Source organism: Bacillus cereus group sp. N12 (assembly GCF_016483575.1).
Taxonomy (GTDB): Bacteria; Bacillota; Bacilli; order Bacillales; family Bacillaceae_G; genus Bacillus_A; species Bacillus_A toyonensis.
Map to the genome: position 1 here is coordinate 12453 of NZ_JAEHBO010000011.1, position 14955 is coordinate 27407.

The window sequence follows — 14955 nt, forward strand, 5'->3', positions numbered from 1 at the left end:
TTATTCCTCCCAGTTAATTAAACCTTTTTTCTTCATATTTTTCATAATTCTTCGTTCAATTTTTCGATTAAAGCGAGTCACCAATCCATCAGTTTGCGCTACTGGCACAACTAAGATTGTATGAAGTCCTACACGATTTCCACCAAGCACATCTGTAAGCAACTGATCCCCAATTACTACAACTTCATCCGGCTGCAGGTGCATCTCTTGTATCGCACGCTTAAATGCACGAACAAATGGTTTACGTGCACTATGAATAAATGGAATATTTAATGGATCAGCAAAGTCTTTCACACGTTGCTCATTATTATTCGAAACGACCGTTACTTGAATGCCTTGCTCTTTCATTTTTAAAAACCACTCTTCAAGTTGCGGCGTTGCATTTGGACGATCCCATTCAATTAACGTGTTATCTAAATCAGTAATAACTCCTTTAATTCCACGTTTTTTCAAATCTTCTGGTTGAACATGATATACATTTTTCACATATTCATTTGGTAAAAATAATTTCAATTTCTTTCACCTCTTTGAGGATTTTTCATAAAATTTTTCGACAACATTTTTCGATATACAACCTGTGGATAAAATTGTACACACTTTCCACATTAATTTTTCAGTCAATTTGGAATTTACTAACAATCTATACACAATTTATCCACTGTGGTATGTGGATAACCACTTGTTTGTGACTGTCATATTTTTTTGGTACATTAAATGCAACAACGAATCAATCCTTATATTATTAGGAGGTGACTCACCTTGAAAACAAAACATATGGAACAGTTATCTACTGAGTTACTCACTGAGTCTTATTATAAAGCAAAAGAACTAAAATTAAATCCCGACTTCATTTTACTTATAAAACAAGAAATTATTAGACGCTCATTAGAGGACAAGCTTGCCAAATCTTCTTGAGTACATATAGATTACTAATAACCTGTAAAAAGAGCCATCCTACGATGGCTCTCGAATAAACAAGTACTCCCATCTAGGGGGATTTCATCATTAAGCATCTTTGTCCATAACTCTTATTTACGATTATAAAATCTTCTCTTTACTTGTGAGTTAATCGAGTAGCAATTTTTTCACCGAGACGAAGTTCTTGTCCGCTCTTCAAATTCTGCACTACTTCTATCATATCTTTTTCAAACAATAATACAACTGTTGAACCAAATGTAAAGTATGCCATTTCTTCACCTTTTTGAACAGTACTTCTTTCATGCAAAAGCTCAATACTATTAACAAACATAGCCCCTACTTTTACAAGTGCCATATGTTCGCCGTCACTATTCACTTCTGTAACAGAACGATAATTTTTTGACAGTGGTTCTTTACCGTATTCCATACCAGCTGCATTTACCGGATATGATTTTCTACCGAGTACAAATCTTTCAGTCACAGCCCCAGAAAGTGGACTATGAATGCGATGATAATGACTTGGACTCAAATAAATGACCATGTATGTACCGCCTGCATATCGCTTTGCACGTTCTTCATTACCTAGCATATCCACAATTGAATAACGCTTACCTTTAATATCAAATGTTTTTGTATCCTCAATAGGACCGTGGTCAGCAAAAACACCATCAACAGGGCTAACGATACTCGATGTATCTGTATCAATACTACGCTTTCCTTCTTTTAGCCTACGCGTAAATAAGTCATGCAATGTTCTATATTCCTTCAAACCCTTTTCCATCTCATCTTGATTAATTTGAAAAACTTTCGCATATGATGGAATTATGATGGAGCTCAAACGAGATTGTGCAAATTTACGTAATATATAAGAAGTAAAGCGACCATTTGTAAGTTCTATCATAAGTCGATATAATGTACGTCGCAAATTGCGAAACCTCCTAACCAGTCTATAACTTTAGTTTTCCCTTATTTTCTTTCTATATCATATGTAAAACTGGTTCTTATTCCCACATATCATATAGAACTGTTCATTATGCAAATCGAAAACTAAGTTAAGTATGGTATTATTCTTAAATTGTTTAGCACCCTCTAATATTACAGATAGAATCCGTCATTTTCAACAGTGAACATGTATTTCTTCTTAATACAACTCGTTTTCTTTCCTTATTTACAAAAAGAAAAGCAGCCCATTTTAAAATTTGGCTGCTTGCAATGCACATTATTCTTTCGCTTTTTTCTCTTTCTCTGCTCTTACAAATTCATGGAACATTTTCATTAACGCACGCTTTTCAATTCTTGATACGTAGCTCCTTGAAATACCAAGTGCCTTCGCAATCTCCCGCTGCGTTTTCTCCTTATCAAGCCCAAGTCCAAAGCGCTTTACGATAACTTCTTTCTCTCGTTCGTCTAAAATATCGATATACTCTTTAATCTTTTCTAACTCCATACTAAGCTGAATCATATCAATTACATCTTCAGACTCAGATTTTAATATATCAATAAGCGATATTTCATTCCCCTCTTTATCTTGCCCGATCGGATCATGAAGTGAAACGTCTTTTTTCGTTTTCTTTAGTACACGTAAATGCATCAAAATTTCGTTTTCAATACAGCGTGCTGCATACGTCGCAAGCTTTGTTCCTTTCCCTGCTGAATAACTCTCAATTGCTTTAATGAGCCCAATTGTACCAATTGAAATTAAATCTTCTGCATCTTCTCCTGTGTTTTCAAATTTTTTAACGATATGAGCTACAAGCCGTAAATTATGTTCAATTAAAAGATTTCTCGCTTGAGCATCACCTTGCTCCATTAACTCTAAGTACTTTCTCTCATCATCTGATGATAACGGCTGCGGGAACGCATTATTCTTCACATAAGAAACAAAGACAAACACTTCTCGAACCATATATCCAATTGCGGCGAATAGACTCAAACCTTTCACCTCCGCCAAAATAGTGGTCTTTATTATGTGTATGTGGGCGTGAGGTTGTTTGTGTCTGTACGATATCATTCCAATATGTTTTTACACATAATATTTGTCTCAAAAAGCTTTGCTACATATACTTAAACAAAAGATTGGAGAGTGGAATATGAAACATTTCATTACCCTCTTGTTCATAAGTAGCTTGTAAGAGATGAACTCCTTGTACGCTCTTGCAAGCTACTTGTACTACAAGGAGTGATTATACAAATATGAAATTTGAAAGAACACGTGCTTATACAAGGCACCAACGTCAGCGTACGATGCGCCGAAAGATGATTATCGTAAAACATGCATGAGGACATACACCTAAAACAGCTGGTATTTTTGCAAAAAGAAAAATTCACTGTTCCTGTGGAATGTGCACAACAAAGTGGAGAACAGAAGGACCACCTGCTAGTGTACAAAAGTGGTTATACAAAATCGATATATACGAAGAATAAATCGTTATTTCTAAAAAGAGGTCTTCTCTCGAAGACCTTTTCCTTATTCACTCCAAATTTTCTCCCCAGTATGCGCATCAATATAACGAATTTCTCGACTACAATCGAAGGATTCTTTATGATTTTCATCCGTTGTTTGTTTATACAGTAGTACGTAGTTCGTTTCCTCTACATCATTTTCTAAAAACCATTCTAAATTCACTCGCATGGCCCCTCTGTATATTTCTAGCGCTTTTTCTTTTGTTATTTTTATTGTTGTTTCATATGTAAGTAATTCTTTTATAAAGTTGCTAGACTCTCCGGAGTAGTGCATCACAGCACCATTTTCTGCATTGATATTGACCCTAAATTGGTTATACTCTGCTGGAATACCATTCACATATACGGAAAAGGTAAACCTTTCAATCCCATCTTCTGCTTCTTCACGTTCTTCCCAAAGACGTAGATATTGTGTGACATCTGGAATAACTTGTTCCAAAAATTGAAGTGCTTTTTGTATGCATTCCTCTCTAGACAGTATTTGCTTTACTTCATTATCGTCTGTCAGTTTTATAAAACCAGTTAATTCATTGGTAGATTTATCAATCATAACGCCAACAAAATTATTATATTTTAACATCGGTAAATGCTTTTTAAAAAATTCATTCATTAAATATGGATTCTTTTCTTCTTTCTGTTTCTGTAATTCCTCTTTCGGAACAAATTTCATCCTTATTTCATAATCATTTTCCTTCTCAGCTACTTTTGTAAAATTTTCTTTATCCCAATCAAACAAATCGAATATATCATCTTGTCGAATACCTTTTTTCGGGTTTTCAACAGCTACAGTTAGAGGCAATTTATAATGATCTGTTCCAAACAAATCTTTACCTGTACTTGCATCAATAAACGCATGACTAGGTTCTGGTTCATATACAAGATGATACCCTTTTACTTCCTCACCATTTTCATATTTACATGAAGAATGTGTTAAATCTACAAATACAAGTCTCATATCTTGTCTAGCTTTCAGATTTTCTAAAACGACGTTCTCCTCAACAATTTCACTTGGCCATAACGGTTTTTTCTCAATAGCTTTTTGTCCATTATAACGAAAATGTACAACATTGCCTGAAGGATGAACTCGCACAACACACCCTGCATTCGGTAATGGGTAGCCATTCACTTCTTGCATATAATTTACTTCTTTCCACCCACGCCTGTCATCCTTAACCGTTATATATGTATAAAACTCATATCCTTCTTTTGTATATTTTTTTAAGAATGCATTTGCAATCTCTCTTGCTTTATTCTCATCTATCGCTTCCTTACCACTCGAAAAATAAATTTCATCATCTATACTAAATTCAATTAAATTACCAGTATGTCTATTCAACGTAATTTGTATCGTTCTCTCCTCATCCTCTTTATGCTCCCACCATACTAGATGATATGGGTCATCCACACCTTCTTGATCATCTACAACAAGCCTATATTCATCTGGAATGTCAATCATATGAGCCACTTGCTCTTTTCTTTCTTTATCTTTTTGATTCATCATACCTCTCCTTGCGTTACAATTTAAGGTAATTATAACAAACAAATCCAAAACTTATTAATAAAAAAAGACTAGAGAAATCTCTAGTCTTTTACTTCGTTTCACGATGTAACGTTACTCGCTTTAATCGTGGACAATATTTTTTTAGTTCGATGCGCTCGGGATTGTTTCGTTTATTTTTTTTAGAAATGTAATTACGATCACCGCACTCCGTACAAGCTAATGTAATATTTACACGCATATGTAATTCTCCTCTCTTTCAAAGATTGCAACTAAAACGTAATGATTACGATTTATATATTATATAACTTCATTCTATTTGTCAATTACACAACAAAAGGATTCTAAATAGAACCCTTTTGTTTTTAGTAATCTATCATTTTGATGAAAACGATTCGTATGTAACGAACTCGCTAATTGGCTTTCGATATCCTCTAGGACGAATTTTAGTAGTATCACTTTTCCCTATCGTAACCATTAAAACAGGTACTATATGCCCTGGCATATTCAACTCATTTTGTACTGCTTTTTCATCAAAACCAATCATTGGACACGTATCATAGCCGTAATATTTAGCAGCGTACATAAAAGTCATTGCGCTTAACGAAGCATTTCTAATCGCTTCCTCTTCCATGAACCGCTCTCCTTTTCTTTCATATAACCCTTTCGTTTGCCTAATTGTATCTTCATATTCACATTCATCAATCATTTTTAAAACCTTCATACCAAAATAAATATTTTCAACATTTTGATACGCTCTCTTATCACCACAAACAAGCACTACAGCAGATGCACTCGCTACTTTATATTGTCCGAAAGCTAATTCTTTTAATTTTTCTTTTCGCTCTTGATCACGAATTACGACATAATGTGCATGTTGCAAATTATAACAAGAGGGGGAAAGCTTTGTTAACTCAAATATTTTTTTAAAATCCTCATCAGGGATTTCTATGCCTTGTATAAATTTCATTGCGGAACGCCTAGCAGTTGCCAATTCTTCAAAGTTCACCATATATCCTCCTTAATAACTATAAATTTAAATATACATTAATTTATACAAATGAATAAATCAAATTAAAACACTTTAAATTACAGATAATAATTATGATTTACAAAAAAAAGACAAAAAGCTGAAACAATTAGTTCATACGAAATTCACATGAATCTATTACTATAGAAGTTGTACATAGTGAATTTATTAACAATCACGTTTACTCATATAGAATCTCACTCGAAAGGAGTTGAAAGTATGAAAACTAAATATCGTTTTATGATCTCATCATTTGCTGCTTGTGCTTATATGATTTGGTATTTAGTATAAATAACAACCTCACTTGTAAATAGGAAAAGGTGTGTATATAAATGGAATATAATCAATCAACAGTTAACTACTGGAAAGCTTTTGTATTACCGTATACATTTGCTTTAGAAGAGTTAAAAACAAAATTTGAAATTATGAACCGGGAAGCTCAATTTTTAGAGGATTACAACCCGTTTGAACATATAAAAACTAGACTAAAACAACCTGAAAGTATTATAAAAAAGCTAGAGCGAAAAAACTTATTGCCAACAATTGAAAATGCTCAAACAAATTTGCAAGATATCATTGGTATTCGTATTACATGTTGCTTCGTAGAAGACATCTATCATTTAAAAGAAGTAATTCAAAAGCGTGAGGATATGGAAGTCATAGAAGTAAAAGATTATATCGCTAACCCAAAAGGAAACGGATATAAAAGTTTACACATGATTATTAAGTATCCCTTATCACTAAATTCTGGTACAAAAGATGTATTTGCAGAAATTCAGTTACGTACACTTGCAATGGACTTTTGGGCAAGTTTAGAACATAAACTTTATTATAAATATGAAGGAAATATACCTGAATATTTAAAAGATGAACTACATGATGCAGCAATGAAAGCTGAAGATCTTGATAATAAAATGGCAACAATTCGTCAAGATATTGATGACATTGAAGCATGCTCAAATCAAATTCTGTTACCACTATAAAAAAGGTTCTCTTCAAGGAGAACCTTTTTTATTTCTTCTCTATCGTGCGGACCTCTTCGATCTTCCAGGTCTCATCTTCTTTTCCAAGCGCATACTGTACTTTCTTTTGAATAGCAATTTCCCCATCTAATTCTTTTTCCTTTGTTTCAACAATAATATACCCTGCTTTACTAGCTTTCATATCTATATGTTCCAATTCAATTTTTTTATTTCCCTTTTGAAAAGCTGCTTCTTTTTGTGTTTTTAAGTCTTCGGCACTAGGTAGCTTCTTTGAAAATAACTCCATATGTTCAGCAAATTTTCGTTCATTCGTCGTCCGTACAAATGCCTCAATAACATCTTGAATAGACTGTTCTTCCTCTTTCGTTATCTGTACTTTTTCTTCAGTTTTTTTCGTAGTAGATTTTTGTTCTATATTATTCTCTTGAGGTTGACATCCAACTAGCAATAATACAAAGAATAGAAGAAAACTTAAATTCCGTAAAAAAAATCTCATCTGTCCATCTCCTAAAAAGAAAAGTGAGGCATTTTGCCTCACTTTCGTTCATAATTAGCGTCTTCCTTTATTCGGGTCGCCACCACCAACAATATCAAAGACACGTTTCGCTATATTTGTATTCTCTTGAACACCGGAGAATAAGTATTTACCTGGTCCAAATGCATATACGTTTACATCTTCACCTGTATGTCCACCTGTTGTCCACCCTGTAACCGAACGCTTATTGAAGATATCTTCAATCGCATTATCAATCTTCGTTACATCTTTTGATGGAGCTATATCATTTACAGCTTTAATTTCTTCTGGTGTTAATTGTAAATCGATATATTTTTTCAATGTTTCTTCTACATTTGCACCTTTTGCAATCTCATTTGCCATAAAGTCTGGTGTACGTTTTGCAGCTTTAATTGGATCTACTTTAAAGTTGTACTCACCATTCGCACCTAGAGATAATCCACCTGTAGCGTGGTCTGCGGTTGCAACGACTAACGTATTTTTATCTTTTTTCGCAAACTCAATCGCTGCTTTAAATGCTTTTTCAAAGTCCTCCATTTCACTCATTGCACCGACAATATCATTATCATGCCCAGCCCAGTCGATTTGACTTCCTTCAACCATTAAGAAGAAACCATCTTTGTTTTTGTTTAAACGTTCAATTGCTGCATTCGTCATTTCTTCTAGTGAAGGTGTTTTCTCATTGCGATCAATCATTTTATCTAAACCGCCTGGTGCAAATAAACCAAGGATTTGATCATTTTTATCATTTAACAATTGATCTCGATCTGTTACGTAGCTATAACCAGATTTCTTAAACTCTTCTGTAAGATTACGATCTTTTCTAACAAAGTTCTTTACACCGCCGCCAAGCATAACATCAACTTTATGCTTCCCTTTAATTTTTTCATCAAAATAATCATTTGCAATTGCGTCCATATTTTTACGGCTAATATCATGAGCACCGAAAGCAGCTGGTGTCGCATGTGTAATTTCAGAAGTCGCAACAAGTCCCGTTGATTTCCCTTTTTCTTTCGCTTGTTCAAGAACAGTTTTCACTTCTGCTTTATCATTATCAACCGCAATTGCCGCATTATATGTTTTAATCCCTGCTGACATAGCTGTTGCCGCTGATGCAGAGTCTGTAATATTTTCATGTTCATCTTCCGGATATGTTTTTTGTGTTCCTACAAGATGCTTATCAAATTCTGTAGATTCCATCTCGAATGTTTTTGGATTATCCTTCATATAACGATGAGCCGTCATATATGAAGGACCCATGCCATCTCCAATTAACACAATAACATTTTTAATCTTTGCATTGTTTCCGCTCTCATCTGCATTAACCTCACTAGAACGTGTAAAATTCCATGTTGCTACCGAAGTAACTGCTAACGACGCCACAACTGCAAATGGCCATGCTTTTTTTACAAACTTTTTCACTGTCTTGTCCCCCTAATTAGGTTATTCATTTCCCACTATCAAATTTAATAGAAGACTGTTAAGGGAAAATTAGTTATATGTAAATTTTTTGTTAACTTATGTAAATATCAGTTATAATTTGTATAAGTTTGTCTTTTCATATCAAGCATCGTTCCCTTTACAATCTAAATATAAACAAGTTGGATTTCCTTTAACGTAAACCTCTTATTTTACATTTCGAATCTATTTTTATGAAAACAAATAGAAATGTGGTGTACTTTTATGAAAATAGTAAAGCTAAATGAATCTTTCATTTTTGAATTACTCAATCTTTGCAAATCTGTTGGATGGTTACAAGATGAAATCTTTATGAAAAAACAATTCAAAATGTACCTCTCTATTGGCACACTTGTAGGTTATATTCATGAAAATAAACTCATTGCAACTGGAGGTGTATTTCCCTTTACAAGTAGCTTTTCTTCCATTGGCATGTTAATCGTTCATCCTCATTTTCAAGGACGAGGAATTGGACGTATGTTACTAGATAGCTGTTTGAAACACGCTCACTCAAAACAACCAATTGCACTTATTGCAACAAAAGCTGGCGAGCCCTTATACACATCATGCGGATTTCAAACAGTAACGACGATACATCGTTTTGAAAAACAAACTACTAAGACGAATACCATTCAAACACAACAAGTGAAAGAAAAAGACCTTATCTCTATTACCTCTCTCGATGAAATTGTAACTGGTGCCAATCGCTCTCTACTCTACTCATTATTATTACCAAGAGCTGTACACTCTTTTAAAATTGAGAGAAATAACTGTATAGAAGCTTTTTCCTTCTGTATACAGAAAGGGAATATTTTATGTATCAATCCACTTATCGCAAAACAAGAGGAAGATGCTATTCGATTATTAAAAAAGATTTGTGAGTGTTGGCATGGTATCGTACGAATTGATGTCCCGCATTCACAATTTACATTTCGTAACTTTCTTCAAACAGACAATTTCCAAGAAACGCTCCTTTCACCTCTTATGATAAAAAATGGTAGCCAACTTCCTGGAAATCGTAATATGCTATTTGCTGTGATAGATACAGCATTATGTTAGAAAGGAGACAACTAATTGAAGCAGTTTAGCTATTTTATGGTAGGTTGTCTTACTCTTACACTATTAGTAGGATGTATTGCAGCAGAAAAGCCAGTAGAACAAGTAAAACAAGTTAAAAATACAATTACAGCAAAACTAGCTACCGAGGAAAAAATGGTAGAAATAGACGGTCAAACGATTTACTTTAAAAAAATCGGTAATGAAAAACCACCTTTACTTATGATCCATGGATTTGGAGGATCATCAGATGGTTTCCAAAAGATTTATTCCGATTTAGCAAAAGATCATACGATTATTTCTGTAGATGCTTTAGGATTCGGGCGTTCATCTAAGCCGATGGATTTTTATTACTCTTTCCCAACTCATGCAAATTTGTATTATAAATTAATGAAAAAACTAGGGTATGATTCATTCGCAATATTAGGGCATTCGATGGGTGGAGAAATTTCTCTTAATTTAACATATTTATACCCTGAAGCGGTTACCCACCTTATTTTAACTGACGCTACAGGTGGCCCTCATACATTCGTTCATAAACAAGGATCACCAAAGCCACAGTTGTCGACTGATTTAAGTGCCGTTTCTTCAATTGCAGATTATGATGAGAGCAAAGTGAAATTCAAGCGTAATGATGAAGAGCATTATAATAAAATGAAGTTATGGCCTAGACGACTTAAAATCAATGCAAATGAAATGAAACAACCAACTTTAATTATATGGGGAAGAAATGATAGTAGCGTTTCTTGGAAAGAAGGAGAAACGTATCACCAATTCTTAACAAACAGCACTTTACATATTATTGAAAAAGGTTATCACGCACCATTTCGCCAAGAACCACAAGAATTTGTAGGGTATGTAAAAGACTTCTTTAACAATAATCCGATCCAATTTGAAAAATAACATAAACGGGTATCTCATTTTGAGATACCCGTTTTCATATATTAAGCAGCTTGCTTTTGACGTTTTTGAGTTTTTGATCCCAATACTTTCGGGATAATGAAACCATCCATTCCAAATTTCCCAGCGTTCATACCGGAAACAAGAACAAACATAGATAAGATAACCATCTCAGGGTTCACACCGATTGACCCACTAAACATATAGGAAAAGTTCATTACAAGGCCAAAAAAGACCGCTGTTTTTGTTAAACAGCCTACAATTAAACCAATTCCAACTAAAATTTCTCCCCATGTTACAAGTGTATTAAACAAATCTACATTTGGAATTGCAAATTCTTGTAAAAATGATGCCCACCAAGATTGAACAGCCGGTTGTGCTCCTTTAGATTTTTCAATTGCACCTTGTAAATAACCCGTTGCATCGAATCCTTTTCCTTGTAGTTTACCAATTCCAGCCATTAACCATGTGTAACCAAGATATACTCGAATTACTGCTAATACAAAAGAAACTGCTTTGTTTTCTCTTAAAAATTGAATAACCATATCTTCCTCCTAAAGGTGTAATTAAGTCAGTTACAGATAATATAATAACATTAGTTACTTATTTTTCAAACGTTAATTATGAATAATTTGTGTCATACATATTAAACATTAAAAACTAACGTTTATATAGTAACTTTTATTACCTATAAAAACTTGAACATATCATACCACAGCTGATAATCATTTTCATTGAAAAAATTGTAAAAAAAATGTGTGCTAAATGTGAAACGTATTTATTCTATATTTAAATAAATACGTCTCGCACTACTTATATAATCGAAAAGTATCGGTCTCTTCATCAATTAATCTCGCTTCTTGAAAGGCTTCTTCTAACGTTTTGTCATGGTTAATAACACTGTAAAATAAGCGTATTGTAAACATAAGCGCTGCATTCCCATCTACGTAATCTATCGACCCAATATACGATTTCGCGCCACTATATAAAAATGATTCTGCTAATTTCCCCTCCCCTAACGTGCACCCACTATTTACAATATGTGTATTATGCAATTTTGCATATTTATAAATTTCTTTCGCTCCAAAGTTCCCTCTCGGTTCATCTTGTTCGTAAATATCTTCACCTAACTCTTCCATGACAAACTTTCCTTCCTCACCATGAAAGCAAAAAACAACATAATTGATATCGTTATATAAGTTCTTTCCAGAAAGAATTTCCACGAAATCATTCGGCCTACCAATCCAAAATGTCACAACTCTTGCCCCAAAATATTCAAGCGATGCTCGGATTGATTGTGCCTCTAAATCAGAATTAAAGCCAACTACTAGTGCAACATTCAACATACACCCTCCATCCTATAATTAGATCTCCTCAATCAAACTTTTAAGGGATACATCCATTTTATATATACCCGTTTCTTTCAAAAAATCAGATCTAGTTAAAACGACTTTCTGTAAATATTGCCGATACGCTGTAATTGTCCCGTCGTGAGATACAATGCAAATTCTTTCCGCCCCCAGCTCATAACACCAAAGAAGAAATTCATCTACTATTTGCTGAAAACGATTCTCTGAAATAGTATTTATACCTTCCGTCCATAACTGCTTATTTGTACTTTTCGCAATCGAAAAATGTGGAAATAAATTTGTTATTATTCCTTGATCTACTATGTGATCACATGGTAATGTTTTCGCTCCTTCTCGATAAGGAAAAATACGTGGGGATGCATATGGATGAACGATTTTTTGACAAGCTACTTTCTCACTCCATATCGCCGCCGTTTGTAAAGTTCTAAGTGTAGGGCTAGCGATTAATATATCTGTTTTCTGTAATGGTACATTGAATTGAATGAATCCAGCCTGATTCCTTCCCTCATCCGTTAATGATGGATTCAACATTTGTAAACTTGCCGGCAAATCCTTTGTATGTTCTCCTTCACCGTGCCGAACAAAGACGAGTTTCATACCCATCCTCCTCTCTCCATAAAATCCTTCAACATAATTTCTTCCCTATCTCATTCATTATTCCTGCTATAAAAAAACAATATGTAAAAAACATTTGACATAAATAACAGGAAAATATTACAATTGCATGTGTAAAATACTTTTTACAAGGGAGAGGGGAATTATAAATATGAAATGGATAACCATCTTAATTGGAATGATTATATGGGGATATATAAACGGATTTTTTAGTAGTGATAAAACTGCTAATCCTTGGATTACAGATGATGAACGAGAAACAAAAATTAAACAGAAAGCAATTATTGCAAGCTGGTCCGGTGTTTTTATGTTTTGTACCATTAACCTCTTAAACAAATGGTTAGGTGTAGAAACAAACAATACATCACCTTACTTACCATCTTCTATCGCAACTATTTTAAAAGAAAATATAGAGTTACAAATTTTATTTATGCTATTTATTACGTATGGCATCTTTTACATATACTACCGAAGAAAATTAAGCGCTTAACTTTTTATCTCATGATTATCCTCCTAAATGGTTATAGTAATTAGGACGAAATGAAAGGAGCGATAGAAAAATGAGTAACTCGAATGATTTTTTAGATACACTGCATGAAAAACAAGCAAAAGATGAACAAAATAGAAAACGTCAGGGGAACGGAAACCCAGCGAAAAAGAAGCCAAATAAAACACATAAATAACAATAAAAAACCTGCCTAAAATTATCTTTTAGGCAGGTTTTTTATTCTTCTTTCACCGAGATAACATTTTCCCAATTCCATTTCTCGTAATACCACTCTGGTACATCTATATTTTCAATCCACTTCATTTCATGCTTCCCATCTTTATGAGCAAGCCATACATCCGCTTTCTTACGGTCTGAACGTATCCATATTAATTGATTACTATTATTCATGAAGAGCGGATGATAATCTCCTTGCCTATGAGTTGGCTTTGTAATTCGATGTTGTTCGTCGCTTGTACTATCGATTTCATATAAAGATGGTAGTGGTCTTTTTTCTGGTGGAGTTTCTATCCCCGCCTCTTTTGCTCGTGAAACGATAATTACGTTATCATTCTTCCATGTAAAATCCCAATCGACATATCCTTTCGGTGTAAATGTGTTCTGTTGAAGTGCTGGCAATTCTTTTACTTTTAAATGTTTATTCTCTAACGCAACTCTCCCGCTTCCTTCAATATAGGCCAATATATTGTTGGCTGGCGCCCATTTGAACCATTGTGTGTTTAATAACATTTGATCTACCTTTTCAAAACGACTACCATCTGCACGAACTAAGCAAAGCGTATTGCTATCAGCTGACCATGAAGCTGTCGGTACTGCTAAAAATGAAATCCACTTTTGATCTGGCGACCACTGAAAGCCACTTGCAACTAATGCTAGGAAATCATCATGTTCATTTGGTAATGCATACAAATGCTTCATTTTGTGAGGATTCATATGTGCATCTTTTTGTACTTCATATAGCTGGGCTCCTGTCCACCCTGTTGGAAGTAAATGTGCTTCAGAGGATACAAAAAACTTCTTTCCATCAGGATACCATGCATAATCTCCTACACCTGCCGATACATTTTCAAAATCTGTATTCTTTTTTTCTACATCAAATGTATTTAATGTACCTGTAAATATAAATGCAATTATATTTTCTGTTGGTGACCATTGATAATTCGATGCTTCTGAGTGAAACGGCGTAACTTTCTTTCCATCTTTCAGCCGATATAACTCAAGACTACCTTCTTTCTTTCCTTTTACATATGCCAGCCACTCTCCATCATGAGACCACTTTGGCCCTGTTATATACTCTCCTTTTGTAAGTTGTTTCTCTTTCCCCTCAACTTTAATCCAGAGGTCATGATGACGAATAAAAGCAATTTTCGCTTCATTATTTTCTGCGCTACTATTAATGATTGAACATAAAAATAAGACTAACATTGTACCAACGCTTACTATGAACCGTTTCATAATACCCCTCCATTTCCCTCATAGCATTCCTCAATGTCCACCTACAATATGTAAAAAATACCCATTCGACATAATCAGAAAAAATTTCCCAAGAAATTTTAAATTCATAGAGGATTGGTATGAATTATGTCGAAAATATAGTTTATCTAACATCCGATTATGTAATTCGAGATAAATTTGTAAGATT

At 34.0% G+C, this 14955-nt stretch carries 18 protein-coding genes and 1 pseudogene; 7 read left to right on the top strand and 12 right to left on the bottom strand.

Annotated features, from left to right (window positions below):
• Complete coding sequence (locus JDS92_RS08425; RefSeq protein WP_000765312.1) at positions 1–513, bottom strand: YqeG family HAD IIIA-type phosphatase; 513 nt, start codon at positions 511–513, stop codon at positions 1–3.
• A 246-nt stretch (positions 514–759) separates the two neighbouring features.
• Between JDS92_RS08425 and sda the strand changes: the two genes are divergently transcribed.
• On the top strand, positions 760–915 hold the full coding sequence (gene sda / locus JDS92_RS08430; protein ID WP_000850093.1) for a sporulation histidine kinase inhibitor Sda: 156 nt from the start codon (positions 760–762) through the stop codon (positions 913–915).
• Positions 916–1054: 139 nt separating this feature from the next.
• On the opposite strand, the gene JDS92_RS08435 is transcribed toward sda, so the two are convergent.
• Both JDS92_RS08435 and sigK read right to left on the bottom strand, forming a co-directional pair.
• A complete protein-coding gene (locus JDS92_RS08435) occupies positions 1055–1843 on the bottom strand; it encodes a phosphatidylserine decarboxylase (protein WP_001254986.1) in 789 nt (262 codons plus the stop codon).
• A 294-nt stretch (positions 1844–2137) separates the two neighbouring features.
• The gene (gene sigK, locus JDS92_RS08440; protein ID WP_000051382.1) at positions 2138–2851 is read right to left on the bottom strand and encodes an RNA polymerase sporulation sigma factor SigK; all 714 of its coding nucleotides are present in this window, start codon (positions 2849–2851) and stop codon (positions 2138–2140) included.
• Between the two features lie 260 nt (positions 2852–3111).
• On the opposite strand from sigK, the pseudogene JDS92_RS30830 reads away from it, so the two are divergent.
• Positions 3112–3342 (top strand): annotated as a pseudogene (locus tag JDS92_RS30830) (hypothetical protein).
• 43 nt (positions 3343–3385) lie between these two features.
• Here the strand turns inward: JDS92_RS30830 and JDS92_RS08450 are convergent.
• The 3 genes from JDS92_RS08450 to JDS92_RS08460 form a co-directional block, all read right to left on the bottom strand.
• The gene (locus JDS92_RS08450; RefSeq protein ID WP_140158583.1) at positions 3386–4882 is read right to left on the bottom strand and encodes a YcdB/YcdC domain-containing protein; all 1497 of its coding nucleotides are present in this window, start codon (positions 4880–4882) and stop codon (positions 3386–3388) included.
• Between the two features lie 88 nt (positions 4883–4970).
• A complete protein-coding gene (gene rpmG / locus JDS92_RS08455) occupies positions 4971–5120 on the bottom strand; it encodes a 50S ribosomal protein L33 (protein WP_001265617.1) in 150 nt (49 codons plus the stop codon).
• A 135-nt stretch (positions 5121–5255) separates the two neighbouring features.
• A complete protein-coding gene (locus tag JDS92_RS08460; protein WP_141402749.1) occupies positions 5256–5891 on the bottom strand; it encodes a nitroreductase family protein in 636 nt (211 codons plus the stop codon).
• Between the two features lie 350 nt (positions 5892–6241).
• Between JDS92_RS08460 and JDS92_RS08465 the strand changes: the two genes are divergently transcribed.
• The gene (locus JDS92_RS08465) at positions 6242–6892 is read left to right on the top strand and encodes a GTP pyrophosphokinase (RefSeq protein ID WP_000456209.1); all 651 of its coding nucleotides are present in this window, start codon (positions 6242–6244) and stop codon (positions 6890–6892) included.
• A gap of 28 nt (positions 6893–6920) precedes the next feature.
• On the opposite strand, the gene JDS92_RS08470 is transcribed toward JDS92_RS08465, so the two are convergent.
• A complete protein-coding gene (locus JDS92_RS08470) occupies positions 6921–7388 on the bottom strand; it encodes a hypothetical protein (protein WP_001210412.1) in 468 nt (155 codons plus the stop codon).
• A gap of 54 nt (positions 7389–7442) precedes the next feature.
• A complete protein-coding gene (locus tag JDS92_RS08475; protein WP_000714919.1) occupies positions 7443–8828 on the bottom strand; it encodes an alkaline phosphatase in 1386 nt (461 codons plus the stop codon).
• 261 nt (positions 8829–9089) lie between these two features.
• Between JDS92_RS08475 and JDS92_RS08480 the strand changes: the two genes are divergently transcribed.
• Together JDS92_RS08480 and JDS92_RS08485 are read left to right on the top strand one after the other, a co-directional pair.
• Positions 9090–9923, top strand: coding sequence for a GNAT family N-acetyltransferase (locus JDS92_RS08480; protein ID WP_199631808.1), 834 nt, complete (start codon positions 9090–9092; stop codon positions 9921–9923).
• 15 nt (positions 9924–9938) lie between these two features.
• Entirely contained in the window at positions 9939–10823 is an 885-nt protein-coding gene (locus JDS92_RS08485; RefSeq protein WP_199631809.1) for an alpha/beta fold hydrolase, read from the top strand.
• Positions 10824–10864: 41 nt separating this feature from the next.
• Here JDS92_RS08485 and JDS92_RS08490 read toward each other — a convergent pair whose 3' ends face one another.
• The 3 genes from JDS92_RS08490 to JDS92_RS08500 all read right to left on the bottom strand — a co-directional run bounded on the left by JDS92_RS08490 (position 10865) and on the right by JDS92_RS08500 (position 12787).
• The gene (locus JDS92_RS08490) at positions 10865–11365 is read right to left on the bottom strand and encodes a DoxX family protein (RefSeq protein WP_000236610.1); all 501 of its coding nucleotides are present in this window, start codon (positions 11363–11365) and stop codon (positions 10865–10867) included.
• Between the two features lie 264 nt (positions 11366–11629).
• On the bottom strand, positions 11630–12166 hold the full coding sequence (locus tag JDS92_RS08495; protein ID WP_199631810.1) for a delta-aminolevulinic acid dehydratase: 537 nt from the start codon (positions 12164–12166) through the stop codon (positions 11630–11632).
• A gap of 18 nt (positions 12167–12184) precedes the next feature.
• Positions 12185–12787 (bottom strand): histidine phosphatase family protein, encoded by a 603-nt coding sequence (locus tag JDS92_RS08500; protein ID WP_097855026.1) that lies wholly within the window; start codon positions 12785–12787, stop codon positions 12185–12187.
• 169 nt (positions 12788–12956) lie between these two features.
• On the opposite strand from JDS92_RS08500, the gene JDS92_RS08505 reads away from it, so the two are divergent.
• Together JDS92_RS08505 and JDS92_RS08510 are read left to right on the top strand one after the other, a co-directional pair.
• The gene (locus tag JDS92_RS08505) at positions 12957–13295 is read left to right on the top strand and encodes a hypothetical protein (RefSeq protein WP_000871278.1); all 339 of its coding nucleotides are present in this window, start codon (positions 12957–12959) and stop codon (positions 13293–13295) included.
• Between the two features lie 70 nt (positions 13296–13365).
• A complete protein-coding gene (locus JDS92_RS08510; RefSeq protein WP_000071861.1) occupies positions 13366–13488 on the top strand; it encodes a DUF4023 domain-containing protein in 123 nt (40 codons plus the stop codon).
• Between the two features lie 41 nt (positions 13489–13529).
• Here JDS92_RS08510 and JDS92_RS08515 read toward each other — a convergent pair whose 3' ends face one another.
• Positions 13530–14768, bottom strand: coding sequence for an eIF2A-related protein (locus tag JDS92_RS08515; RefSeq protein WP_199631811.1), 1239 nt, complete (start codon positions 14766–14768; stop codon positions 13530–13532).
• Positions 14769–14955: the final 187 nt, after the last annotated feature.

Bases quoted from the DNA above. Each gene is read 5' to 3' on its own strand.
- JDS92_RS08450 (WP_140158583.1), bottom strand. From the start codon at position 4,882: ATGATGAATCAAAAAGATAAAGAAAGAAAAGAGCAAGTGGCTCATATG.
- JDS92_RS08480 (WP_199631808.1), top strand. From the start codon at position 9,090: ATGAAAATAGTAAAGCTAAATGAATCTTTCATTTTTGAATTACTCAAT.
- JDS92_RS08460 (WP_141402749.1), bottom strand. From the start codon at position 5,891: ATGGTGAACTTTGAAGAATTGGCAACTGCTAGGCGTTCCGCAATGAAA.
- JDS92_RS08515 (WP_199631811.1), bottom strand. From the start codon at position 14,768: ATGAAACGGTTCATAGTAAGCGTTGGTACAATGTTAGTCTTATTTTTA.
- rpmG (WP_001265617.1), bottom strand. From the start codon at position 5,120: ATGCGTGTAAATATTACATTAGCTTGTACGGAGTGCGGTGATCGTAAT.
- JDS92_RS08465 (WP_000456209.1), top strand. From the start codon at position 6,242: ATGGAATATAATCAATCAACAGTTAACTACTGGAAAGCTTTTGTATTA.
- JDS92_RS08470 (WP_001210412.1), bottom strand. From the start codon at position 7,388: ATGAGATTTTTTTTACGGAATTTAAGTTTTCTTCTATTCTTTGTATTA.
- JDS92_RS08505 (WP_000871278.1), top strand. From the start codon at position 12,957: ATGAAATGGATAACCATCTTAATTGGAATGATTATATGGGGATATATA.
- JDS92_RS08490 (WP_000236610.1), bottom strand. From the start codon at position 11,365: ATGGTTATTCAATTTTTAAGAGAAAACAAAGCAGTTTCTTTTGTATTA.
- JDS92_RS08495 (WP_199631810.1), bottom strand. From the start codon at position 12,166: ATGTTGAATGTTGCACTAGTAGTTGGCTTTAATTCTGATTTAGAGGCA.
- JDS92_RS08500 (WP_097855026.1), bottom strand. From the start codon at position 12,787: ATGAAACTCGTCTTTGTTCGGCACGGTGAAGGAGAACATACAAAGGAT.
- JDS92_RS08510 (WP_000071861.1), top strand. From the start codon at position 13,366: ATGAGTAACTCGAATGATTTTTTAGATACACTGCATGAAAAACAAGCA.